Annotated in this window: 21 protein-coding genes and 1 tRNA gene; 6 read left to right on the forward strand and 16 right to left on the reverse strand. The window is 65.0% G+C overall.

From position 1 onward, the window contains the following. Nucleotides 1–62: 62 nt before the first annotated feature. The 3 genes from LQ955_RS11585 to LQ955_RS11595 all read left to right on the forward strand — a co-directional run bounded on the left by LQ955_RS11585 (nucleotide 63) and on the right by LQ955_RS11595 (nucleotide 1,511). Nucleotides 63–260 (forward strand): hypothetical protein, encoded by a 198-nt coding sequence (locus tag LQ955_RS11585; protein WP_231024694.1) that lies wholly within the window; start codon nucleotides 63–65, stop codon nucleotides 258–260. A 124-nt stretch (nucleotides 261–384) separates the two neighbouring features. Next, nucleotides 385–894 (forward strand): hypothetical protein, encoded by a 510-nt coding sequence (locus tag LQ955_RS11590; protein ID WP_231024695.1) that lies wholly within the window; start codon nucleotides 385–387, stop codon nucleotides 892–894. 140 nt (nucleotides 895–1,034) lie between these two features. Beyond that, nucleotides 1,035–1,511 carry a hypothetical protein gene (locus tag LQ955_RS11595; protein WP_231024696.1) on the forward strand — a complete coding sequence of 159 codons (477 nt, stop codon included), beginning with the start codon at nucleotides 1,035–1,037 and terminating at the stop codon, nucleotides 1,509–1,511. Nucleotides 1,512–1,729: 218 nt separating this feature from the next. On the opposite strand, the gene LQ955_RS11600 is transcribed toward LQ955_RS11595, so the two are convergent. The 12 genes from LQ955_RS11600 to LQ955_RS11650 all read right to left on the reverse strand — a co-directional run bounded on the left by LQ955_RS11600 (nucleotide 1,730) and on the right by LQ955_RS11650 (nucleotide 14,866). Continuing rightward, nucleotides 1,730–3,103 (reverse strand): glucose-6-phosphate dehydrogenase, encoded by a 1,374-nt coding sequence (locus LQ955_RS11600; protein ID WP_231024697.1) that lies wholly within the window; start codon nucleotides 3,101–3,103, stop codon nucleotides 1,730–1,732. 92 nt (nucleotides 3,104–3,195) lie between these two features. Then, complete coding sequence (locus LQ955_RS11605) at nucleotides 3,196–3,957, reverse strand: hypothetical protein (protein ID WP_231024698.1); 762 nt, start codon at nucleotides 3,955–3,957, stop codon at nucleotides 3,196–3,198. Between the two features lie 107 nt (nucleotides 3,958–4,064). After that, nucleotides 4,065–5,546 (reverse strand): GH1 family beta-glucosidase, encoded by a 1,482-nt coding sequence (locus LQ955_RS11610; protein WP_231024699.1) that lies wholly within the window; start codon nucleotides 5,544–5,546, stop codon nucleotides 4,065–4,067. Then, nucleotides 5,543–7,864, reverse strand: coding sequence for an alpha-xylosidase (gene yicI / locus LQ955_RS11615; protein ID WP_231024700.1), 2,322 nt, complete (start codon nucleotides 7,862–7,864; stop codon nucleotides 5,543–5,545). Before yicI ends, LQ955_RS11610 begins: the two co-directional genes overlap by 4 nt. Before the next feature lie 33 nt (nucleotides 7,865–7,897). Then, on the reverse strand, nucleotides 7,898–8,821 hold the full coding sequence (locus tag LQ955_RS11620; protein WP_231024701.1) for a carbohydrate ABC transporter permease: 924 nt from the start codon (nucleotides 8,819–8,821) through the stop codon (nucleotides 7,898–7,900). Beyond that, on the reverse strand, nucleotides 8,821–9,813 hold the full coding sequence (locus tag LQ955_RS11625) for a carbohydrate ABC transporter permease (protein WP_231024702.1): 993 nt from the start codon (nucleotides 9,811–9,813) through the stop codon (nucleotides 8,821–8,823). Before LQ955_RS11625 ends, LQ955_RS11620 begins: the two co-directional genes overlap by 1 nt. Before the next feature lie 67 nt (nucleotides 9,814–9,880). Beyond that, nucleotides 9,881–11,212 carry an ABC transporter substrate-binding protein gene (locus LQ955_RS11630; protein ID WP_231024703.1) on the reverse strand — a complete coding sequence of 444 codons (1,332 nt, stop codon included), beginning with the start codon at nucleotides 11,210–11,212 and terminating at the stop codon, nucleotides 9,881–9,883. Between the two features lie 254 nt (nucleotides 11,213–11,466). Next, on the reverse strand, nucleotides 11,467–12,696 hold the full coding sequence (locus tag LQ955_RS11635) for an ROK family transcriptional regulator (protein WP_231024704.1): 1,230 nt from the start codon (nucleotides 12,694–12,696) through the stop codon (nucleotides 11,467–11,469). A 46-nt stretch (nucleotides 12,697–12,742) separates the two neighbouring features. Then, nucleotides 12,743–12,871 carry a hypothetical protein gene (locus tag LQ955_RS20020; RefSeq protein ID WP_255713574.1) on the reverse strand — a complete coding sequence of 43 codons (129 nt, stop codon included), beginning with the start codon at nucleotides 12,869–12,871 and terminating at the stop codon, nucleotides 12,743–12,745. Nucleotides 12,872–13,077: 206 nt separating this feature from the next. Continuing rightward, nucleotides 13,078–14,388: a HipA domain-containing protein gene (locus LQ955_RS11640; RefSeq protein ID WP_231024705.1), complete on the reverse strand. Its 1,311-nt coding sequence runs from the start codon at nucleotides 14,386–14,388 to the stop codon at nucleotides 13,078–13,080. Then, nucleotides 14,381–14,626 (reverse strand): helix-turn-helix domain-containing protein, encoded by a 246-nt coding sequence (locus LQ955_RS11645; protein ID WP_231024706.1) that lies wholly within the window; start codon nucleotides 14,624–14,626, stop codon nucleotides 14,381–14,383. The genes LQ955_RS11640 and LQ955_RS11645 overlap by 8 nt, the downstream gene beginning before the upstream one ends. 164 nt (nucleotides 14,627–14,790) lie before the next feature. Beyond that, nucleotides 14,791–14,866 (reverse strand) — tRNA-Lys (locus LQ955_RS11650). A 105-nt stretch (nucleotides 14,867–14,971) separates the two neighbouring features. On the opposite strand from LQ955_RS11650, the gene bcp reads away from it, so the two are divergent. Then, nucleotides 14,972–15,454 (forward strand): thioredoxin-dependent thiol peroxidase, encoded by a 483-nt coding sequence (gene bcp, locus LQ955_RS11655; RefSeq protein ID WP_231024707.1) that lies wholly within the window; start codon nucleotides 14,972–14,974, stop codon nucleotides 15,452–15,454. Nucleotides 15,455–15,482: 28 nt separating this feature from the next. On the opposite strand, the gene LQ955_RS11660 is transcribed toward bcp, so the two are convergent. Continuing rightward, nucleotides 15,483–15,923 (reverse strand): hypothetical protein, encoded by a 441-nt coding sequence (locus LQ955_RS11660; protein ID WP_231024708.1) that lies wholly within the window; start codon nucleotides 15,921–15,923, stop codon nucleotides 15,483–15,485. A 289-nt stretch (nucleotides 15,924–16,212) separates the two neighbouring features. Between LQ955_RS11660 and LQ955_RS11665 the strand changes: the two genes are divergently transcribed. Next, nucleotides 16,213–16,461 carry a WhiB family transcriptional regulator gene (locus tag LQ955_RS11665; protein ID WP_137835978.1) on the forward strand — a complete coding sequence of 83 codons (249 nt, stop codon included), beginning with the start codon at nucleotides 16,213–16,215 and terminating at the stop codon, nucleotides 16,459–16,461. A gap of 157 nt (nucleotides 16,462–16,618) precedes the next feature. On the opposite strand, the gene LQ955_RS11670 is transcribed toward LQ955_RS11665, so the two are convergent. Further along, a complete protein-coding gene (locus LQ955_RS11670) occupies nucleotides 16,619–18,121 on the reverse strand; it encodes a sensor histidine kinase (protein WP_231024709.1) in 1,503 nt (500 codons plus the stop codon). Between the two features lie 211 nt (nucleotides 18,122–18,332). Between LQ955_RS11670 and LQ955_RS11675 the strand changes: the two genes are divergently transcribed. Continuing rightward, a complete protein-coding gene (locus LQ955_RS11675; RefSeq protein WP_231024710.1) occupies nucleotides 18,333–18,758 on the forward strand; it encodes an Rv3235 family protein in 426 nt (141 codons plus the stop codon). 90 nt (nucleotides 18,759–18,848) lie between these two features. Here the strand turns inward: LQ955_RS11675 and istB are convergent, their stop codons facing one another. Together istB and istA are read right to left on the reverse strand one after the other, a co-directional pair. Continuing rightward, nucleotides 18,849–19,625 carry an IS21-like element helper ATPase IstB gene (istB, locus tag LQ955_RS11680; RefSeq protein ID WP_231028119.1) on the reverse strand — a complete coding sequence of 259 codons (777 nt, stop codon included), beginning with the start codon at nucleotides 19,623–19,625 and terminating at the stop codon, nucleotides 18,849–18,851. After that, complete coding sequence (gene istA, locus LQ955_RS11685; protein ID WP_231024711.1) at nucleotides 19,625–20,830, reverse strand: IS21 family transposase; 1,206 nt, start codon at nucleotides 20,828–20,830, stop codon at nucleotides 19,625–19,627. Before istA ends, istB begins: the two co-directional genes overlap by 1 nt. Between the last annotated feature and the right edge of the window lie 1,178 nt (nucleotides 20,831–22,008).

Consider the following 22,008-nt stretch of genomic DNA (forward strand, 5'->3'; position numbering starts at 1 on the left):
CAACACCCCCTTCGAGCAGCGGGCACGATGCCTTAACGTAGAACAAAACGGAAAGTGACCCCATGCGCAAATACATCTTGAACTCGAGCATCATCGGCGCGGTCGCGAGCGGATTCGCGGTCATCCAGACCACCCGCAAGGGGCCGCGCGACTGGCGGCTGCTTCTCATGTGGGTCAGCTGGGGCCTGACCATCGCGCTGGCCGTCGGCAGTGTGCTGCAAGACGACCGTGACGCGCGGGAGCTCTCCGAGAACTCGTGACCCGTCGTGACGCCTGACCGCGCTTAAATCGCTGATCAGCGCGGCGTGGTGCCTGCCGGATTCGGCCCGGTGACGCACACTGTACTTACCAGTGTGGCTTCATCAGCGGCGAGAGGTGCAGACGATGATCGGTTGGCGGCGTAAGGCGAAGGCAGAGCGCGAGAACACGGTGAGCGCCGAGCGGCTGTACGACCTCGTCAACCAGACGCTGCTGAGCAACTTCGGGCCGCTCGGTTCGTACGCGATCACCCATCGCGCGGCGAGTGACACCGACGACATCTTTCACACCGTTCTGGCGTCGTCGGTCGCCCACAACATCGTTTCGAGCCTCGTGGAGCACAAGGCGGTGACGCTCACGGGTTCGCTCGGTGCAGCGCCGGTGCCTGCGCCGGTCTCGCTGGCGCCGATCGACGCCGTGCCGGTGCCGCGCGAACTCGCCGACGCCGTGACCGAACTGCGCCCGATCACCCATCCGGAGCAGCCCGCAGAGGTTTCAGCTGCGTTCGTCGATGCGGACTTCGCTACCGCCGCCGTCGCTGAATTCGCCCGGGCCGAAATCACCTCGGCCGAAGCCTCGTCACGCTCGAACTACGCCGAGGCGCCCTCCGAATACACCAAGGCAGAACTCGCCTAACCTCCCATGGGTTGGCGGCCTCGAACGGCCGCGGAGTCTCAATTTCCGCTGTGATCCGACGGATTTGGTGAACTCGCGTAATACATGGCCGTAGAAGTGGTCTCTCATGCGTACACACTCCGTGTTTAGAGAGGCTGACCATGTCAAACGTATTTTCAACTCGCCACAAATCCCTTGCGATTGCCGCTGGACTTGCGGTCTCTGCGGCTATCGCGCTACCTGCCAGCGCCATCGCCGCTCCGACAGTGAATACGCAGCCGATCATGACCTTTGCGATGCCTGCGACCCAGTACACAAATGAATATGCCGGGCTCGAAGTAGATCTCACGAGTGTGTCCACACCCAGTGCGATCACACTGACCGTGACATGCAACGGGTACCCTCCATTCTCTCCATTCCTGTTGTCTTCCGACGCCGCCACGTCGACCGCGACATTCATTGCGCACGTCTCACGCACGATCTACGGCGCAACCTGCTTCATCGAAGGGAACTCAAGCGCCGCTTCGCAGTCGGTTGATTTCGTGCCAGGAACGACCGTGTCGACCGACAAGAACGTGCCGATCACGGTGGTGCACGGCCGCGTCGTGACGCATTCCGCGCACGGCGGCCTGTACTGACTCGTCTCTCGTCCGGTGGCCCCGCGCCCACCCGGTCTTGCCTGACCGCGGCTGGGCATCCGCGGCGCTCGCCTCGGGCGTTCGCGTCTTGCCGCCAGTCGGCACGAAAACGGCGGAGCATTCGAGAGGGAGGCGACCTATAGCCGCCACACCCTCGAATGCTCCGCTGTTTTGACCGCGGCGGGAGCGGCGGGGGCGGGGTGCTGGGCGGAAGGGCGTCAGATGCGGGGCCAGAGGGTGGGGCCTTCGCTGCCGGCGCGGTAGGTGTCGATGGGAACCTCGTCGTCGTGCCACGCCTTGACGATGGGGGCCACGATGCGCCACCCCTCGACGGCTGAGTCGCCGCGCACCGACAGCGAGGAGTCGCCGTCGAGGATGCCCGCGAGCACCTCTCGGTACGCCAGCAGTTGCCCGTCGCCGAAGTGCGCGTCGAGGCTGATGCGCTCGAGCTCGTAGGGGTCGCCAGGGCCGTTGATGTTGATCTCGAGCGACATCTCGTCAGGCGCGAGGAAGACGCGGAGAACCGTGGGGTCGTTGTGCCCCTTGAGCCCGACCGGCAGCTGCCGCGCCGGGCGGAAGGTGATGACGATCTCGCGGCGTCGCTCGGCCAGAGCCTTGCCCGACCGCAGCGTGAACGGGATGCCTGCCCAGCGCCAGGTGTTCACCTCGAAGGTGACCTCGGCGAGCGTCTCTGTCTCGCGCTTCGGGTCGACGCCCGGCTCATCGACATACGACGGAAGCTGTCGACCCTGCACCTCACCCGCACCGTAGCGTGCCCGACGGCTGCCGGCGATGGCATCACCCTGCCAGACCCGCGTCGCGCGCAAGACGAGTTGTTTGGCGTCGCGCAGGTCGTGCGAGCGCAGGGTCGATGGCGGCTCCATGGCCACGACGGCCATCACCTGCAGCAGGTGGCTCTGGATCATGTCGACGAGGGCACCCGCGGTGTCGTAATAGCGCGCACGGCCCTCGAGAGCCAGTTGCTCGTCGTAGATGATCTCGATCTTCTCGATGTGCTCGGCGTTCCACACCGGCTCGAAGATGCGGTTGGCGAAGCGCAGACCGAGCAGGTTGAGCACGGTCGATCGGCCCAGAAAGTGGTCGACGCGGTGAATCTGCTCTTCGGGCACGAGCTTCAGCAGCAGCGCATTGAGGTCGATGGCGCTCTGCTCGTCGGTGCCGAACGGCTTCTCGAGCGCGAGAGTCAGACCCTCGGGGTACTTCACGTCTTGCAGCGCCGCGCACGCCTTTGCCGCAACCGCGGGCGGCAGCGCGAAGTAGATGGCCGGGGTGCCCTCGCAGGCATCGAGAATCTTCTGCAGATCTTCGGGCTTCGTCACGTCGGCCTGAAAATAGTGCGATCCGCTCAGGATGCCCGCAACCGTCTCACCCGAGGCGTTCACTTCGGCGAACGAACTGGTGATCACCTCGTGCCATTTCGCGTCGTCCCAGGCCTCGCTGCCTGCGCCGATCAAGGTGAGGGTGCGCTCCGGCTCCGAGGTGAGAAGCTGCGCGAGACCGGGCAGCAGAAGGCGTGCAGAAAGGTCGCCACTCGCGCCGAGAATGACGAGTGTGCTGATCGATTGACTCATGTGCTCACCCTAGATCACCGAGCCCTGCGCGCCCGGGAATGACCGCCGACATGTGCATGAACGCTCGGTGTGCTGAGCTGTGGAGAGACGCCCTAGGAGGCAGTCGGGTCGGGAAGCGCCGACGAGACGATGACGACCTGTGGCGAAGGAGCGTCGGACGGCACCGGGTCGGGGCTGCTGGGGTCGGGGCTGGTGGGGTCAGGGCTGGTGGGATCCGGGCTCGACGGATCGGGACTGCTCGGATCCGGGCTCGACGGATCGGGGCTACTGGGATCGGGGCTCGAGGGGTCAGGGCTGGACGGATCCGGGCTCGACGGATCGGGACTCGACGGGTCGGGGCTCGACGGATCCGGACTGCTCGAATCGACCGGCGGCGCGGGATCAACCGGTGCAGCCGGATCGACGGCCGGTGGCGCAGGGTCTGCCGCGACGGGCGAGCTGCCATCTGAACTCGACGAATCGGAGCCGCTCGAATCACCGCCCGACGAACTGTCGTCACTGTAGTAATACGACCCGGAATCGGAACCGTCAGACGACGAGTCGTCGGAGGAGGAACCGGAAGCCTCGGAAGGGTCGCTCGACGGCGACGGCGTAGGCGTCACGACAGTCACTGGCAACGGCCCGGCGGGAGCCGACGGAGCCGGAGCCGGTGTCGGCTTCGCAGTCGGCGTCTGCAGCGAAGAGATCGAGATGGGGGCCGAGGTGGCGTGCGGAGCCGTGCGCTCGAGCGCGACACCGCACAGTGCGGCGGTTCCGCCCGCGGCCACGACGAAGGCGGCTACCAGCGGAACACCGCGGGGAACCGCCCGCACGGCACGCTGGCCGCGCCGTGCCAAGTCATTCAGAAAGGCCACCGTGAGATTTTACGTGAAAATGTGCAATTTGCACCCATTTGGGTTACAAACGTTACACACGGGGCCTTGCGGACTTGGCAAACCGCGCAGCGCGAACGTTGCGCACGTCAGGCGGGGAGTCGGTTGGTCGAGGCCAGCTGGGCGTACCAGTGCGCGCTGTCTTTCGGCAGCCGCTCGAGGGTGTCGTAGTCGACGCGAACGATTCCGAAGCGCTTCGAGTACCCGTAGCCCCACTCGAAGTTGTCCATCAGCGACCAGACGAAGTAACCGCGCAGATCAACACCCTGCTCGAGCGCCCGATGGGCCGCCGTGAGGTGGCGTCGCAGGTAGTCGACCCGATCTGCGTCGTGCACCGCGGGCACGTCGCCCGCAAGGCTCACACTGTCGTCGAACGCCGCACCGTTCTCGGTGATCATGAGCGGCTGAGCCGGAAACTCGTCGCGCAGCGAGAGCAGCAGTTCTTCGAGCCCCGCCGGCTCGATGTTCCAGCCCATCTCGGTGTACGGCCCTGGCTGCACCAAGAACTCCACGCGAGACGCGCCGGGCCACGGCGACCCGCCGACGTCTTTGTGCCCGTCGGCGTTCTGCCGCGGGCTCACGCCATCCCAGATGCGCACGAGGTTGGTCGAGTAGTAGTTCACACCGAGCACGTCGAGCGGCTGGTGGATGATTGCGAGATCGCCGTCGAGAACGAACGACCAGTCCGTGATCTCGGCCGTGTCGGCCAGCAGATCAGCGGGGTAGGCGCCCTTCAGCATGGGCCCGGTGAACGCGCGGTTGCCCAACGCGTCGATCTGCCGCACGGCGTCGGCAGCGTCGGCACTTTCGCCCCGCACGACGTGCAGGTTCAGCGTCACCGAGTACTCGGGGTCGTTCGTCACGACGCCGCGCAGCGCCTGAATGGCGAGCCCGTGCGCGAGGTTCAGGTGATGCACCGCGCGCAGCGCTTTCAGCGGGTCGGTCATGCCCGGGGCGTGCGCACCCGAGCCGTAGCCGAGATACGCCGAGCACCAGGGCTCGTTCAACGTGGTCCAGGTGTGGATGCGGTCGCCGAACGCCTCCCCCACGATGCGCGCGTACTCGCCGAACGCCTCGGCGGTCGAACGCGCGGCCCAACCGCCCTCGTCTTCGAGCGCCTGCGGCAGGTCCCAGTGGTAGAGCGTCGCCACCGGGCGTATTCCGCGCGAGATGAGCCCGTCGATCAGGCGGGAGTAGAAGGCGAGCCCGGCCTGGTTCGCAGGGCCACGGCCGGTGGGCTGGATGCGCGGCCACGCGATAGAGAACCGATAGGCCTGCAGGTTCAGCGTCTTCATCAGGTCGAGGTCTTCGTCAAGCCGGTGGTAGTGGTCGTCGGCGACGTCGCCGTTGTCGTCGTTCCAGATGGCGCCGGGAGTGTGACTGAACGTGTCCCAGATCGACGGCCCGCGACCGTCTTCGTGCACCGCACCCTCGATCTGGTACGACGCAGTGGCCGAGCCGAACACGAAGTCGGCGGGGAATTCGAGGCCACCGTCGCGGTAATCGGGGCTGCCCTGAACGCCAACCGCAGGGGTGGAGTCGGTACTGAGTGTGGTGGTGCTGTCGCTCACAGGGAGAACACTGCCTTTCCGTCTGTCGCCGAGATTGTCTCGTCTTGGTCTACGACCCTAACGCTCCAGCCGCTCGGCACCGAGGAGGAGACCTCCACCTGTGCAGAACTGCGCGTCACCGTGAACTGTGCAGAACTCCCATCGGGATTCGTCACCGTCACAACCCGTGTGCCCGGCGTGCCCGGGTACACGGCGAGCGTGAGGCCGTCGAGATAGTCGTAATCGGGCCGATCGGTGCGGCCGCCAATCGGCAGCACGGCGCCCTCACGCACGTAGAGCGGCACCGAGAGGTAGCCGTGCTGTTCGGTGCGCCAGACCCCGCCTGCCACCACCTCGCCGCTGAAATAGTTGGTCCAGCGGCCTGCCGGAAGGTAGAACGATACGCACCCGTCGGCGGCGAAAACGGGCGCGACCAGAAGGTCGGAACCCAACATGTATTGCGCGTCGAGGTAGGCGGCACCCCGATCATCCGGAAACTCCATTTGCACCGGCCGCAGAACCGGCACCCCGAGAGCCGTGGCCGTGAGACCGGCGGCATACAGATACGGCATCAGCGACAGCTTCAGTTTCGTGAACAGGCGAGTCACGTCGACCGCCTCCTCGTCGAAGACCCACGGCACGCGGTACGAGTCCGAGCCGTGAAAGCGGCTGTGCGACGAAAGCAGGCCGAAGGCGGTCCAGCGTTTGAACACGCCCGCGTCGGGGGTGCCTTCGAAGCCGCCGATGTCGTGGCTCCAGAAGCCGAATCCGCTGAACGCGAGCGACAATCCGCCGCGCAACGTTTCGGCCATCGAGTCGTAGGTGGAGGTGGAATCCCCACCCCAGTGCACCGGCAATTGCTGACCACCGGCGGTCGCCGACCGCGCGAACAGCACCGCGTCACCCACGCCGCGCGCCTCTTCGAGCACCTCGAACACGGCCTGATTGTAGAGGTGCGTGTAGTAATTGTGCATGCGCTCGGGCGCCGAGCCGTCGAAGTAGTCGACCTCGGTGGGGATGCGTTCGCCGAAGTCGGTCTTGAACGCGTCGACGCCTTGATCGAGCAGTACGCGCAACTTCGACTTGTACCACTCGGTAGCGTCTGGGTTCGTGAAGTCGACGAGCCCCATTCCGGCCTGCCAGAGATCCCACTGCCACACGCTGCCATCGGGCCGCTTCACGAGGTAGCCGAGCGCCTTGCCCTCGGCGAAGAGCTCCGAGCGCTGGGCGATGTACGGGTTGATCCAGACGCAGACGTGCAGGTTCTTCTCGTGCAGGCGCGTGAGCATGGCTTCAGGGTCGGGAAAGACGCGCTTGTCCCACTCGAAGTCGCTCCAGTTGAACTCGCGCATCCAGAAGCAGTCGAAGTGAAAGACGCTGAGCGGCAGATCGCGCTCGGCCATCGCGTCGATGAAGCCGTTCACCGTCTCTTCGTCGTAACTCGTGGTGAACGAGGTGGTGAGCCAGAGCCCGTACGACCAGGCCGGAACGTGTGCCGGGCGCCCGGTGAGCGCCGTGTAGCGCTCGAGAATGTCTTTGGGGGTGTCGCCGTAGATGACGAAGTACTCGAGTGCTTCGCCCGGCACCGAGAACTGCACCCGCTCAACGGATTCAGAGCCGATCTCGTACGAAACGTGCCCCGGGTGGTTCACGAGCACGCCGTAGCCCCGGTTCGTGAGGTAGAACGGAATGTTCTTGTAGGCCTGTTCGCTCGACGTACCGCCGTCGGCGTTCCAGATCTCGACGACCTGGCCGTTCTTCACCACGGGCCCGAATCGTTCGCCGAGGCCGTAGACGAGTTCGCCGACGCCCAACGAGAGCTGAGCGAGCGTGTAGGAGAGTGGATGCTCGACCGCACCGGCCCCGTACGCGCGAGCGTTGCTGACGAGCCCGGTGCTCACCTGGGCATCGTGGCTGAGTTCGACGGTGGCGAGCGACTTGGCTCCGCTCGTGGTGAGTACGCGCCCCGAGGCTTCGAATTCGAGGGAGAACGGCGCCCCCTTCGTCACGGTGGCAGTGAGGGATCCCGAGGTGAGGGAGCCCCGGGCATCCGTCACCCGCACCTCGCCGTGCCCGGGCTCGGCACCGACGAGATCGAAGCCGAACTGGGGCAGGCCGCCCTGGAAGTGCTCGACCTTCACGCCCACGATGTCGGGCAGCGGCGAGCTCAGCGTCACCGTGAGCATCGGGCGATTGAGAGTGTCGCCGCGGCTCTGGATGACCTTGGTGGGCGCCGAGACCACGAGAGAGTTCTCGTGCTGTTCGAGGTCGTAGGCCTCTTGCGCGTAGAGGGCGGTGACCCCCGGGCGCATCTGCCAGAAACCGTCGGTGAACTTCATGAAGATCCTTACAAAAAGAGGGAGAAAGCGCAGCTACTTGACGGCGCCGGCAGTGATGCCGCGGGTCAGCGTGCGCTGGAAGATGAGGAAGAAGACCAACGTGGGAATGAGCCCGAGCAGCGCTGAAGCACTGGTGGTCGTGACATCCATCAAGCGGTCGCCCTGCAACACGGCGATGGCCACCGGAACGGTCTGGTTCGCGTTGCTGACCAGGAAGGTCAGCGGAATGAGGAACTCGTTCCACGTCCAGATGAAGAAGAAGATGAGAATCACGGCGAGCGTGGGCCGGCTGATCGGCACGATCACGCGCCACAGAATCTGCCAGCGGCTGGCGCCGTCGAGCGACGCCGCCTCGAGGATCTCTTTCGGGAACGTGCCGTACACGCTCGACAGCAGGTAGGTGCCGAAGGCGCTCTGGATGACCGTGAAGATGATGATCACCGACCACACGTTGTCGTACAGGCCCACCTGCTTGAACATGAAGTAGAGCGGGTACAGCAAGGCTTCTTGCGGCAGCACGTTGGCGAGCAAGAACAGCACGACGATCCAGGTGCGGCCGCGCACACGCCCGATGCCGATGGCGTAGGCGTTCAGCACCGAGACCACGACGGCGAAGATCGCCACGAGGCCGGAGATGAAGAAGGAGTTCCAGAGCTTCTGCGGAAAGTTGACCCGGTTCCAGAAGTTGACGATGCCGTCGAAGTTCAAGGCGGTCGGCCACTGCAGCGGGCCACCGGTGGCGTAGTCTGCGGGCGACTTGAACGAGTTGATGATGATGAGGTAGAACGGCACCGCGATGGCGATGCCGACCACGATGGCTGCGCCGAGCAGCACCCAGTCGCTGGCCTTGCGCTTGGACTTCTTCTTGCGCGGCACGAAGTTGACGGCCGGATTGTCGGTGCGCGACGCGGGGGGCTGGTTGCGGCCCGCGCGCCGGTCGTTAGCGATGGTGGCCATCAGCGATCCATTTCCGCTCGTTCGGCCCGGTTCTGGGCCTTGATGAAAAAGATCGACACGATGATGATCACAATGGTGAGCGCCGTGGCGATCGTCGCGCCGTACCCGACCTGCTGGCTCTGAAAGAACTCGCTGTAGGAGTAGTAGCTGGGCACGATGGTGGCCGTTCCGGGCCCGCCGCGGGTCAGCGTGTAGATCGGGCCGAACACCTTCAGCGCGGCGATCGTACTGGTCAGGGTGACCACGAAGATCTCGGGCCGGATGATCGTGACGGTGATCGAGCGGAACCGCTGGAACCAGTTCGCCCCGTCGAGTTCTGCCGCCTCGTACAGCTCGGGGTCGACGCGTTGCAGCGCGGCCATGAAGATGACCACGGGGTAGCCGATCTGCACCCAGACCATGACGCCCATGATGCTCAGCAGCGCCGTGTCGGGGCTGCCCAGCCAGTTGTGCGCCAGGCCGCCCAGCCCGATGTTGGTGAGGATCTCGTTGAGGGCGCCGTTGTCGGGGCGCAGAATCCAGCCGATGACGACGGCGGCGATGGCCGCAGGCAGAATCTGCGGCAGGTAGTACGTTGCGCGCAAGAAGCTGGCGAGCCGGCCGCCGAACTTCTTGCCGATGAGGTCGAACAGCATTGCAGCCAGAACCAGACCGACCAGAGTCGGAATGACGACCATCGCCAGAATCATGGCGATGCTGTTGCCGAAGCTGGTCCAGAACTTGGCATCGCCCATCAGCTCGACCCAGTTGTCGAGCCCGATGAACTTGGGCGGCTTGATACCGCGGTACGAGGTGAAGCTGAGGTACACGTTCCAGATCAGGGGCACGATGACGATGACCGTCAACAGTACGAATCCCGGAATCAGGTAGAGCCAGAACCCCGCCTTGCTGCGCCCAGCGTTGGGCAGCAGCGACTCTTCGTAGACGCGCGGCTTCTTTGGGCGCGGCGGTTTGCCCGTGGCGGATGCGCCGGGGGCAGTGAGTGTCGCCATGGCTCGACCTTCTTTCGCAGTGGATGATCGGGGCCGGGCGCTCTCGCCCGGCCCCGTCTGTCGGGTCTTAACCCTTGGTGATGGTGTCGACCCCGTCTTGGTACTCGCCGCCGATTTCGGTGAGGAAGTCGGTGGGGCTCTTCGAGCCGTTCACGAGCTCCTGCAGACCGGCGTTGAGCTGGTCGTAGAAGGTCGGGGTGGGCCAGTCGGGGTAGAACGCGATGCCGTCACGATCGGTGAGCGTGGTGAAGTTCGCGATCAGCTCCTTGCTCTTCGGGTCGGTGATGTCCGACGCGTTCGCCGCCACCGGAATACCGCCGTTGTTGCCGATGAGAGCCTGGATCGGCGCGCTCATGGTGATGTCGATGAACTTGTACGCGAGGTCTTTGTTCTTCGAGTTCTCCGGCACGACCCAGAGGTTTCCGCTCGAGCCCGGTGCCATGGTGGAACCCGGGAACAGGAACGACGACCACTGGAAGTCCTTGATCTCGTTCACGAACCGGCCGTACCACCACGAACCAGAGTAGAAGATCGGGTTGGTGCCGGCTTCGAACGCGGTTCCGGCGTCTTCGGCCTTCATTCCGGTGACGCTGCTGGAGATGTAGCCCTTGTCGACCCAGTCTTTGATGGTGTTCGCCGCGAAGGTGAAGTCAGCGTCGTGAAAGTCGACCGTGCCGGTGTAGGTCTGGTAGTCGGTGACCCACTGGCGCGTGGCGTTGCTCAGCGCGAGCTGGTAGAACAGCTGGCCGAGCGGGTACTCCGCAGCCGATTCGGCCAGCGGCGTGATGCCGTTCGCCTTGAACGTCGCCAGGGCGTTCTGGAACTCGTCGAACGTGGTCGGCACCGCGAGGTTGTACTTCGCGAACATGTCTTTGTTGTAGTAGACGTCGACGAACTCACCGTAGTTCGGAATGCCGTAATAGCTTCCCGAGCCCATGATGCCCTTGTCGTCGTACTTCGCCGTGGTCTGCAGCGACGGGGCGAGTTTCTTGTCCCAGCCGTATGCGGCGACGGCAGGGTCGAGGTTCGTGAGCAGACCCTGGCTGGCGAGCAGACCGGCGGTGGCGTTGCCCTTGTTGTATTCGAGAATGTCGGGTGCGGCATCCGAATTCAGCACCTGGCTGGCGGTCGAGCGGATGCCCTCGAAGCTCTTCGCCTCGAAGTTCACGGTCGCGCCGGTCTCTTTTTCGAACTCTTTGATGGCCGCGTTCCAGGCGATGCCCATGGCGCTGGTGTCGTCTTCGTAGTCCCAGAGGGTGAGGGTCTGGCCCTTGCCGTCGGGGCTGGTGTTCACAGCAGCGCTGCTGCTGTCAGAGCCGCTCGAGCTGCCGGAGCAGCCCGCGAGCAGCAGTGCGCTGGCCGCCAGAATGGCGCCCGTCGCGAGAAGTCTCTTGCGCATCAAATACCTCCTTGTAGAGGAGTGGATGCTGCAGGTGCTTATGGGGGCAGCCACTCCGATGCCGTTTGTTGACATCCACAACATACGCAATGAGTGCGCCCGAATGCAAGTCGCAATTTTCGATGTCGAGGGAGGTGGAGGTTGGCAAAACGGCGGAGATCCGCGCAAATATTGACGAGCAGAGCCGTACGGATAATCGGATCGAGATTAGTTCGTTACCAAAACAATCGGCGACACGCCGCAAATGAGAGCGGTTACACGCCGAGAATCGCGGCCGGATCGATCAATAACTCGGAGAAGACCAGCTCTGCAGCGCCCACCAACAGCTGGTCGGGGCCGAGGGCTGCCGGCGTGATCTGCAACAACTCGCGCGAGGCCGAAATGGCATCGCCCGCCATCTCGTCGATGTCAGCGTTCGGTTGCGCGTACAGCGCCGCCAGAAACCCGCCCACGATCACCATGCTCGGATTGAACAGGTTCACGGCGTTCTTGACCGCGATGCGCACGAGTTCCCGGTCGCGTGCAACGAGCCGTTCGACACGACCGCCCGGGTCTGCTGCGGGGCTCGCGGATGCCCGGGCGAGCGCCAGGGGCAGCTGATCGGCCTGCTCGGCCTGCAGCCCGACGCTCTCGAGCAGCGCCGCCTGCGTCACCTCCGCCTCGAAGCACCCGCGCGCGCCGCAGGTGCAGAGGGCTCCCCCGGTGGCGACGAAGGTGTGCCCGAACTCCGACGCGTAGCCCTCGGCACCCGAAAGCAGTTGCCCGCCCGTGACGACGCCGCCGCCGATGCCGCTCGAGCCGCCGATGAGGTAGACCAGATCATCCACGCCCCGCCCAGCGCCGAAGACGCTTTCGGCGCGCATGCCGAGCTGTGCTGCGTTGGCGGCGACGGTTCGGTAGCCGCTGGCCTCGGCCATCATCTCAGTGAGCGGCTCATCGATCCAGCCGAGGTGGTCGGCGCTGCGCACTTGGCCGTCGGCGCTGCGCACCAGGCCGGGAATCGCGAGGCCGATACCGACCACCCGGATGTCGGTCTGCGACCACGCGAGAAGGCCGGCGATGGCGGCGCGCGCCATCTCGACGACTTCGTGCGAACTCGGCGACCCCGCGAGCTCCACGCGCACGCGGCGCAGCACGTGCCCGCCGAGCGCGACGAGTCCCACATAGATGGCGTCGACCTCGGGGTTCACCGCGATCGCCGCGACGTTGGGCGAGGCGTGCACGATGGGGCTCGGCCGCCCCGCGCGGTTCTTGGCTCCGGCATCGGGCATGCTCTCGAAGACCAATCCGAGCTCGCGCAGCTCGCCGACCAGCCCGCCGATAGTCGAGCGGTTCAGCCCGGTCAACCGGGTCAACTCGGCACGCGACAGGTCCCCGTCACGGTGCACCAGGCCCAGGATGCGCGCGAGATTGCTGCGCCGCAGTTCCTCTGTGGTGCCGCCGACGCCGTGCGCACGGGGCGCCGGATCGGAGGCCGAAGACATGCCTCGACCCTATAGCGCCCTCACGGGCATCCGGCGCAGCAAGCCGTCAGTGGGCGACAGCGACCACGACGAGAATGCCGGTCACGACGGTGAGAACAGAGAGGCCCGTCGCCGTGAAGATGCGCTTGCCGACGGCGTGCGGATCAGTGGACTGAGAGATTTCGGATTGCGTCATATCGGTCTCCTTTGACCGGTGGATGGTGCACTGAATAACACTTCTGGGCCGAACGAACGAGCGCGTTTCGGTCGCGACTCGGCTCGTTCACCGGTGAGCAGAATAGCATCATTGCCCGTGCCCGCGTGACGAGAACGCAGGCGTTTCGCGCAGGTCGTCGGGGATTGGCCTGCAGTGCGCTCGTGGCAGCGCGGCTGGGCCCGTGGTCAGCTGCCCGCTTGCTCGGCGAGAGTGTCGGGAGTGCCTAGGCGTGGTAGCGCCATGAGCGGAATAGCAGAAGAGATTCGTGCACGTTTGCCCGCGTTGAGATTCTGCGCCTGCCCGCGAATATATCCGGGTACGTGCTTTTCAATCGAGGTATGGGCACGAATCTTTCGAGTTGCCTCGATGATCTCGTCGAGCGTGCGTGCGATCGTCTCTGTCGATCGATCCGCGGGGACTCCCCAGCCTTCCGATTCGGCGACGAGGTCGTCCACGGTGATGTCGGGTAGTTGAGACACCCCGTTGATCTTCATTGAGAGCGCGGTGCTCAGCGAGAAATCGAGGGCCAGCGGTGCCGCGTCATAAAACGGCGCGAGCAGCGTGCGGCCGGAGTCATTGTGAAGCAGAGAGAAGTTCTTAGCATGAGCATCGGTGTTTCCGGCCGCGACATTCAGCACCGTGTAGCGCAAGAGCTTCAGCCGGTCGCCGTACCGGGCTGGATCGATGACGGAACGATTGGTGTCGAGCAGGCCGGCGACGGCTCGAAGATTCGCGGCGGAATTGTGCCGTTCGAATTTGTCGTTGGCACCCCACGGCAACCCGAGGGCTTGCCCCGCATCTTCTTGATGCAGCCGTTCGATCGTGCCCGACGAAGAGCGATGACGGTCGTACCGTTCGATGACAAGTACCTCGTGCGACCCGATCTTCTCTACCCAGGTCTCGAACGGAGCGAGTCCTAGCCTGTGCGCGATCTGCAGCACGTAGTGTTCGGACTCCACAGAAGACCGGTATTCGACGTCGACGGGTTTGAGAATGTGGGTCGATGGCACCGTGCCGTTGCCGCGAATCCAGTTCGTGCCATCGCGCGTCAGCGTGAGTTTGCGCTGAAAGCCCGGCAGCGCCGATCCCCCACCGCCGACAAGAAAGCCAGAGGCACTTTCGAGCAGCGCGGCGACCTCTTCGATGCTCAACGTCTGGGGCTCCGTCGGGCTGCGGGGATCACCCACGCTCAGCGCGCCGGCGAGGTCTGCACCGACGAAGCCGAGAATGCCGAGCAGGTCGCTGCTCACCGTTTTCGCATCTTTGGCAAGCCGTTCGATGTGCCGCCCTTCCGGCAAGAGCGCGCCGAAGAATGACTCAGTCTGTTCGGTGCTGGAGAGTGAGACTCGGAGGTTGCGACTGAGTACAGCCGAGTTGAGGCCCCACCGCTCTTCTGCATCTCCGGACCACCGCAAGAGCGCCTTGCCTCCCAGCGATTCGAGGTCGCCGATGTGGGTGCCGAACAGGCTCACAGGCAACTCGCGCTGATCAGTCATTGCCGGGATCGTCGGGATCGCTCGCGACCGTTTCGGCATAGAGTTCGATGCCGAGTTTGCGCAGAACGTCGAAATAGTTCGCATCGATGCGCTTAGGCTTGCCTGCCTCGAGCTCTGACAGGTAGCGCTGGCTCGTGCCCAATGCGTCGGCGAGCTGTCGCTGCGTCATGCGCGCATCGGTGCGGATGCGGTGAACGAAACGACCGAGGTCTTCAGGCCTCTCGAGAAGCGATCTCATGCTCACGCCCTTCACTACCGATCGGTAATAAGTTTACACCTGATTACCGATCGGGTATCGCTAGAGCCGTGATTCCCGTACGGTAATGAGCACCTCGGCGCACCGGCGAGCGGTCGTGGAAACACATCAGGGGTTCAGCTCTGCGAGCGGAACCCCTGATCACGTGGTGCACCCCCCGGGACTTGAACCCGGAACCCACTGATTAAGAGTCAGTTGCTCTGCCAATTGAGCTAGAGGTGCATGGCGGACCCGGTGAAATACCCGAGCCGAGGATAAACACTAGCATGAGGAACAGGCCGGGTCGAACCGGCCTGCAGATGAATTCAGACATGTCAGGAGACACCCGTGACCGACACCTCGCAGCGACTGACGGCCGGCTCGGTCGCGCCCGATTTCACTCTCGACGACTCGACCGGCTCACCCGTGTCGCTGCACGATTACCTCGGTCAGAAGGTCGTCGTGTACTTCTACCCGGCGGCGGGAACCCCGGGATGCACGAAGGAAGCCTGCGACTTTCGTGACAACATCAATTCCCTCAAGAGCGCCGGCTACCAGGTGCTCGGCATCTCGAAAGACGCACCCGCCGCTCTCGTGAAGTTCGCCGAGGAGCAGGCGCTGAACTTTCCACTGCTCTCCGACGTCGACCTCACGGTGCACAAGGCGTACGGGGCCTACGGCGAGAAGTCGCTCTACGGCAAGATCGTCACCGGCGTGCTGCGCTCGACGTTCGTGCTCGACGAGAACGGCGTCATCAGCCTCGCCCTCTACAACGTGAAGGCGACCGGCCACGTGGCGTCGCTGCGTAAGAAGCTCGGCATCGACGCCTGAGCCCTGCCCGGGCGTCCGGTGCCTGACGTCAGAGGTCGCGACGAGTGACGGCGACGACCGGCGGCGACAGCAGGAGTCCGATACCCAAGAGGGCGGCGATCAAGAGCGGCCAGCCGTCGTCGGGCGTCGCGAAGACGCCCTGAAAGCAGCAGATCGCAACGATCGCCTGCAGCACCTGCCAGGTGAGCGCTGCGCCGCGGGCCCAGGGGCGCATGCGGAATGCTCCGATGGCGGTGAACAGAATCCAGAGCCCGGCGGCGAGCACCAGAACGATGAGCGCGATCGCGGTGGGGTAGGTGTCGGTGGGCGCCTGGGTCATCTGACCGATCTGCCAGACACCGACGGCCAGCACGACAAAGGCCTCGATCAGAAGCAGGAGCGAGAGCAGCACCAGCAGCACGGGGCGACGCACTCGGGCATCCGAACCCCGATATTCCGCGGAATTCTCAGCATCTGTTTCTTCGCCCATTACCTACGCACCTTCAGAAAATCCTTGATTTGCCAGTATCAGTATGCGACCATATTTGAGGTCGATTGTTGCTCACAATGTCGTGGGGGTGCGACGTGAGATTAATCCCAAGCACCCAATGCTGGTCTATACGCTGACGCGTTCATCTGAGTGCGTTCGTCGGGCTGCGGTCACAGTGAGTACACCCATGCTCACCGTGAACACATGCCCAGTCAAGCAGAGGCGGTCGAACAAACCCGAACTGAGGTCTGCCCGACCGAAGCACCCGCAACACCAAGGAGTACCCCCGATGGACTGGCGCGACAAAGCCGCATGCTTGACCGCAGACCCCGAACTGTTTTTTCCGGTCGGTAATACCGGCCCCGCAGTCGACCAGATCGACAAGGCGAAAGCCGTCTGCGCGCGCTGTTCGGTCACCGAGATCTGTCTGCAATACGCCCTCGAGACCGGCCAAGACAGTGGCGTCTGGGGTGGCCTCAGCGAAGACGAGCGCCGCGCACTCAAGCGCCGCGCCGCTCGCGCCCGCCGCGCCTCCTAGGCTGCACCGCTCGGGCTGCCACACCTCCGCGCCTCACGGGCTGCTGCGCTTCCGGGCTGCCTAGGCTGCCGCACTACCTGGGCTGCCGCCCTTCAGCGCGTCCTAGGCTGCCGCGCCACAGCGGCTCGGCTCAATGCTGCGCTCGGCGAGCCAAGCGCTACGCCGCAGCTCGTTTCTTGAGCCAGCGGAACGGAATCTCGATCGTGACGACCGTTCCGCTGCCGACCATGGTGTGCCAGTCGATGATTCCGCCGAGTTCGCCCTGAATCAGGGTGCGTACAATCTGCGTACCCAGGCCCGAGCCGACCTTACCCTCCGGTAGACCGGATCCGGTGTCTCGCACCTCGACCGTGAGCTTCTCTTCCGACCGGCGTGCGACGATCTCGACCCGGCCCTCCTGGCCTGCCAGACCGTGCTCGACGGCGTTCGTGACGAGTTCGGTGAGAGCCAGGGCCAGCGGCGTGGCGTATTCGCTCGGCAGCACCCCGAAGCTGCCGCTGAACTTCGGATGCACGGTGGTGTTGTGCGCCGAAGCGACCTCGGTGACGAGCATCAGTACGCGCTCGAAGACCACGTCGAAGTCGACCCGCTGAGCGAGCCCTTCAGACAGGGTGTCGTGCACGACCGCGATGGCGGCGACACGGCGCATGGCCTGGGAGAGGGCATCCTTCGCGTCGTCGGAGTGCGTTCGGCGAGCCTGGATGCGCAGCAGCGAAGCCACGGTCTGCAGGTTGTTCTTGACGCGGTGGTGAATCTCGCGAATGGTCGCGTCTTTGGTGATGAGTTCACGCTCGTCGTGCCGCAGCTCGGTGACGTCGCGGCAGAGCACGATGGCCCCGAAGCGCTGCCCCCGGGTGCGCAGCGGAATGGCCCGCAGCGATACCGTCACTCCCTTGGCCTCGACATCGGTGCGCCACGGGGCTCGACCGGTGACGACCAACGGCAGTGACTCGTCGACGACGAGGGTGCCGCTGAGCAACTGGGTCGTGACCTCTGCTAGCGACTGGCCCTCGAGTTCTTCGGCGAAACCCATCCGGTTGAAAGCAGACAGGCCGTTCGGGCTCGCGAATGTGACGGTTCCGTCGGCGTCGAGCCGAATCAGACCATCGGATGCACGCGGGGCACCTCGACGCGGACCGGTGGGGGCGCCGAGGTCGGGAAAGTCGCCCGCAGCGATCATCGCGAACAGATCGTTGGCGCACTCGTTGAACGTCAGCTCCTGACGGCTGGGCGTGCGGGCCTCGCTGAGGTTCGTGTGCCGCGTCACCACCGCGATGGGCTTGTCGGTGGTTTTCGTGTCGGTCGGCGACAACCGTCGCAGCACGGGCACGGCGCGAACGCGGGTCGGGGTCTCTTCGTACCAATCCGGCGCCGCCGTGTCGACGATCTGGGCGCTCTGGTAGGCGTCGGTGACCTGCTTGCGCCACTCGGCCTTGACCGCCTGACCGACGAAGTCGCGATAGAACAGGGTGGCCGATCCGGATGGCCGGGCGTGAGCCACGGCGACGAAACTGCCGTCGCTGGAGGGCACCCACAACACGATGTCGGCGAAGGCCAAGTCGGCGAGAAGCTGCCAGTCTCCGACCAGCAGGTGCAACCACTCGATGTCGGCATCGGTGGAATTGCCCTGCGCCAGCACGAGATCGCTCAAAGTAGACACGACGTCTAGCCTACGACCTGGGTTCGCCCTCCCCCACGTCGGTCATCGCGGTCTTATCCACAATCGGCTCCCGCTGCTTTACACGATCAGATACACCTGCTTTAGTTGCAACACCCGAGAATCGAGAAACACTCATCAAGTTCACGCCAAACACTCAGTGCGCAGACCCAGCGGCTCTGTGGGAGGCGTCACGTTCACCGGAGTCAACACAATGAGCCAACCGTCGACCGTCGCCACGATGGAACACACCCACCCCCACACCCTCCCGGGCGCGCACGAGCCGCTCGTCTCACCAGTGTCTCCGAGCGCACGCGAATTCTTAGAGACGCTCACGCGGGTTGTTCTCGAGGTGCTCGCGGGTGTGCGAGACATCGACCAGATCGCCCGTTGGGTGTCTGATGACGTCTACAAGAACCTGTCGGCGCGGGTGAGGCTGTCGTCGCGCGCCCGGCAGGTCACCGGGCAGCGCGTCCTGCGTCCGACCTTCTGCATCGGGCGCACTGTGCTCAGTGAGCCGCTGCCGGGCGTAATCGAGGGAGTCGTCATCGTGCACGGTAAAGCCCGTTCGCGCGCGGTGGCGCTGCGGCTGGAGCACTTAGGCACGCGGTGGCGGGCGAGCACCATCACCGTGTTGTGACGCGGGTGGCGCATCTGTAGGCCGGTGTGTCGGCGACGGTCTAAAACTGGGCCATTGTGTCGTTCGAAAAGTGAACGGTGTGGCGGTAGTTTAGCTGCGTGTTTCGGCTTTGACAGACGGCAGTGTGTCGATGCCTGCGTTCTTGAGTCGGTAGCTCGCGCCTTTCAGTGTGAGTACGTCGGCGTGGTGCACGATTCGATCGATCATCGCTGCTGCGACGGCCTGGTCCCCGAAGACGTCACCCCATTTGGCGAAGGTGAGGTTGCTGGTCAGGATCAGCGACGCGTGTTCGTAGCGGGAGGACACGAGCTGGAAGAACAAGTTCGCTGCGTCTTGCTCGAAGGGCAGATAGCCGACTTCATCGACGATGATCAGCCCGTAGCGGCGGAGCCGTTTGAGTTCGTCGGGCAGCTTCCCGGCCCGGTGGGTGTCTTGCAGGCGGGTGACCCATTCGGTCGCGGTCGCGAACAACACACGATGACCATGTCCGGCGGCCGCGACGCCCAACGCGATCGCGATGTGGGTTTTCCCTGTTCCGGGCGGCCCGAGGAGCACGACGTTCCGAGCTTCGGTGAGGTAGCCGCCCGCAGCGAGCGGGGTGATCTGGTCACGGCGGATCCCTGGCTGATGCTCGAACGAGAAGTCCTCGATCGTTTTGTGTGCAGGGAACCCCGCGGCACGGATTCTGAGCTGCGCGCCGGACGCGTTCCTCGCCGCGACTTCCCGGTCAAGAACCGCGGCAAGGTATTCCTCATAGCTCCAGCTCGCGTCGCGAGCATGATCGGCGAGCCTGCTGGCGGCGTCTCTGATCCGAGGTGCTTTCAACGCGGTCGCGAGGTGCACGATCTGTTTCGTAGCGTCGTCCATCACGCGACCTCGATCCCGAACGCACGATCGTAATCGGCGAGGTCACGCACGAGCTCGAGTTCCTCGGAGCCCGAGGGCCTGGGTTGTTGGAACTCCGCACGCAGCCGCGCTGCGGTCTGAACATGCTCTGGTGCCGTCACGATAATCCCGGAGCCCCATTCGCGATCGTGTGAGGCCACCAGCCGATCGCCTTGCCGCACCGTGACGTGCGATAGATCGGCGCGGATATCGATCATCCGGCCTGATGCTGTCGGGTCGACGGAGTAGTCATTCCCTGCGATGCTCACATAGTAGTCGCGGCCGAGCCGGACCCGGTTCTGATGCCCCAACGTCGGGACGACGGGCGGCAATGGCAGCATCCGGGCCCGATCGTTACTGATCAGGTCGACCGGGCGTGCGTTCAACGACCGCACTTTCCGGTTGTTCGCGCGTGGCAGCCACTCGGTCAGCTGTCGGTTGAAGTCATCCGGTGATGCGAAGCGTCGGCCGGGGAGGAACGACGTTTCGAGGTATCCGTTGGCGCGTTCGACGATGCCCTTGGACTCGGGATCAAATGGTTTCAGCTGCACGATCCTCGTCGCTAACGCCCCGGTGAACCCTGTCACTCCCTCGGCGAGTTTGTTCCGGCGGCCGATGCCAGCCTCGTTGTCCCAGATCAGTCGCCGAGGTACCGCGCCGAGTTGCTCCGCGAGCAAAGACCACATCCCGGCGACGAGGTCCGGTGTCGTCCGCGAGGGCAGCATCCGTGCCGTGATGAACCTCGAGTGCGAGGCCACGATCACCAACACCGGTAACGGCGCTGTCCGGCCCTGCGTTGGCACCTCGGCCGGCGGGAACCATAGATCGCACTGCGCCTGATCGCCGGCGTCGTACAGCAGTCGGTCCGCGGGATCGATCGGCCGATACTCCGGCCGCAACCTGGCCACGTTCTGTCGGAACCAGGTGATCGACCCCGGCCAGCCCACCCGCTCCGCGATCACTGTCGCGGGCATCGAGGGAACATCCTGCAGCAGAGACCGCACCCGATCCTCGAACCCGCTGAACGACGTCACGGCCGGTGCCCGCTCGTACTTCGGTGACGATTCCGACGCCACCGCCTTCACGACCGTGGTCCGCGAGATACCCAACTGCGCTGCGATCCGCGCCTTCGGAACCCCATCCGCTGCCAGACGACGAATCAACGCCCAATCCTCCAAAGTGATCACTCTCCAATCGTGAGTGTTCACTTTTCAAACGTCGCTACTGTTCAGTTTTCAAGCGTCGCCGACACGGTGGCGCATCTGTAGGCCGGTGGCGCGTCGGGCGCCGAGGGGTCGGCGCGTCGGCGAGCGCCGACCGGATGCTCGGGTGACCGTGCAACGCCGGACGCGCGGGCGACCGTGCAACGCCGGACGCTCGTCCACCGTGCACTCGCCCTTCGCAGGCTACCGGGCACTCGCACAATCGGGCACCGCGAACCCGCCCGGCGCAGGCCACCACGCACCCGCCTATCGCGACCCCCGCTCACCCGCCCGGCGCAGACCACCCACGCACCCGCCCGAACCGCAGCCACCACGCACCAGCCGAAGCGCAGCGACCGTGCACCAGCCGGTCGCGCGGCACTTTGGCTCAACCGCGGTAGTTCGAAAGGGCGCGCGAACGCCGAACTACCGCGCTTCCGCCAAAACAGCGCGGGGCACTACGGCTGCGCGCGACCGGGGAGCCGCGGCGTCGGGCACCGAGGGCACTGGGCGAGCGACCGGGCACCGTCCGTCCGTGCTGGCGCGGCGGCGGACACTGGCGTCGGGCCCGGTGGCCTGTGGCGAGCGGGTACGCGGATGATGGTGCGGTCGCCGAAGGCAGGTGGGCCTGTATAGGGCGGACACACGGTGAGCGTGCATTCACCGAGAGCGCGGCCCTTTGGCACAAGTGCGGTAGTTCGAAAGGGCGCGCGAACGCCGAACTACCGCGCTTTCGCCACGGCAGCGCCGGCGGGCCCACCGGGCGACTGCCGCGATTCGAGCGGGCCACCGCCACGGTTCGAGCGGGCCACCACCGCGATTCGAGAGGGCCACCACCGCGATTCGAGAGGGCCACCACCACGGCTCGAGAGGGCCACCGCCACGGTTCGAACGGGCCACCACCACGGTTCGAGAGGGCCACCGCCACGGTTCGAACGGGCCACCACCACGGTTCGAGAGGGCCACCGCCGCGGTTCGAGAGGGCCACCGCCGCGGTTCGAGCGGGGGCGTGCAGGACGCCACGGCAGCGTCGGCGCGCGCGCCGGGCGACCGCCGCGGTTCGAACGGGACACTGCCACGCCTCGAGCGGGCGCGTGCAGGCCGAACGGGCGCGGCTCGAGCGGGCGCGTGCAGGCCGAACGGGCGCGGTTCGTGCGGGGCGA

It is taken from the genome of Subtercola endophyticus (assembly GCF_021044565.1).
Lineage (GTDB): Bacteria > Actinomycetota > Actinomycetes > Actinomycetales > Microbacteriaceae > Subtercola > Subtercola endophyticus.

What these genes read in the sequence shown, in the direction of transcription:
- LQ955_RS11590 (WP_231024695.1), top strand. Translation starts at nt 385, where the DNA reads ATGATCGGTTGGCGGCGTAAGGCGAAGGCAGAGCGCGAGAACACGGTG.
- LQ955_RS20020 (WP_255713574.1), bottom strand. Translation starts at nt 12,871, where the DNA reads ATGACGCAATCCGAAATCTCTCAGTCCACTGATCCGCACGCCGTCGGC.
- LQ955_RS11660 (WP_231024708.1), bottom strand. Translation starts at nt 15,923, where the DNA reads ATGGGCGAAGAAACAGATGCTGAGAATTCCGCGGAATATCGGGGTTCG.
- istB (WP_231028119.1), bottom strand. Translation starts at nt 19,625, where the DNA reads ATGGACGACGCTACGAAACAGATCGTGCACCTCGCGACCGCGTTGAAA.
- LQ955_RS11620 (WP_231024701.1), bottom strand. Translation starts at nt 8,821, where the DNA reads ATGGCCACCATCGCTAACGACCGGCGCGCGGGCCGCAACCAGCCCCCC.
- LQ955_RS11640 (WP_231024705.1), bottom strand. Translation starts at nt 14,388, where the DNA reads ATGACTGATCAGCGCGAGTTGCCTGTGAGCCTGTTCGGCACCCACATC.
- yicI (WP_231024700.1), bottom strand. Translation starts at nt 7,864, where the DNA reads ATGAAGTTCACCGACGGTTTCTGGCAGATGCGCCCGGGGGTCACCGCC.
- LQ955_RS11645 (WP_231024706.1), bottom strand. Translation starts at nt 14,626, where the DNA reads ATGAGATCGCTTCTCGAGAGGCCTGAAGACCTCGGTCGTTTCGTTCAC.
- LQ955_RS11600 (WP_231024697.1), bottom strand. Translation starts at nt 3,103, where the DNA reads ATGAGTCAATCGATCAGCACACTCGTCATTCTCGGCGCGAGTGGCGAC.
- LQ955_RS11625 (WP_231024702.1), bottom strand. Translation starts at nt 9,813, where the DNA reads ATGGCGACACTCACTGCCCCCGGCGCATCCGCCACGGGCAAACCGCCG.
- LQ955_RS11675 (WP_231024710.1), top strand. Translation starts at nt 18,333, where the DNA reads ATGAGCCAACCGTCGACCGTCGCCACGATGGAACACACCCACCCCCAC.
- LQ955_RS11635 (WP_231024704.1), bottom strand. Translation starts at nt 12,696, where the DNA reads ATGTCTTCGGCCTCCGATCCGGCGCCCCGTGCGCACGGCGTCGGCGGC.
- LQ955_RS11630 (WP_231024703.1), bottom strand. Translation starts at nt 11,212, where the DNA reads ATGCGCAAGAGACTTCTCGCGACGGGCGCCATTCTGGCGGCCAGCGCA.
- LQ955_RS11595 (WP_231024696.1), top strand. Translation starts at nt 1,035, where the DNA reads ATGTCAAACGTATTTTCAACTCGCCACAAATCCCTTGCGATTGCCGCT.
- LQ955_RS11585 (WP_231024694.1), top strand. Translation starts at nt 63, where the DNA reads ATGCGCAAATACATCTTGAACTCGAGCATCATCGGCGCGGTCGCGAGC.
- LQ955_RS11665 (WP_137835978.1), top strand. Translation starts at nt 16,213, where the DNA reads ATGGACTGGCGCGACAAAGCCGCATGCTTGACCGCAGACCCCGAACTG.